The 253-nt window shown below is 66.4% G+C and carries 1 protein-coding gene; it reads left to right on the top strand.

All coding sequences use genetic code 11. The features are described from left to right. The coding region (locus tag ACPYOG_RS20065; protein WP_481295857.1) for a MarR family transcriptional regulator at nt 1-253 on the top strand (253 nt) is incomplete at both ends.

The raw sequence follows: 253 nt of genomic DNA, 5'->3' as shown, positions 1-253 counted from the left end.
ACCTGATTGTCTGCGCCAACCATGGCGTCATCGCCACGCCCGGAGCGATAGCCTCCCACCTGAACATCTCGACGGCGTCAACCACCAAGCTGCTGGACCGGCTGGAACGTGCCGGCCACGTAACCCGGCAGGCGCACCCCTCAGACCGTCGGGCCCTCGCAATCGCCATTACGCCCGAAACGCACGAAGCTGCGATGCGCACTGTGGGCAAGCAGCAGGCCAAGCGGTTCCTGGCTGCCGCCCGCCTTACTCC

Source organism: Leifsonia sp. HAY1-4F, assembly GCF_056755275.1.
Note: the sequence above shows the minus strand (reverse complement) of the source record. Positions and strands in the feature narration are given on the sequence as shown.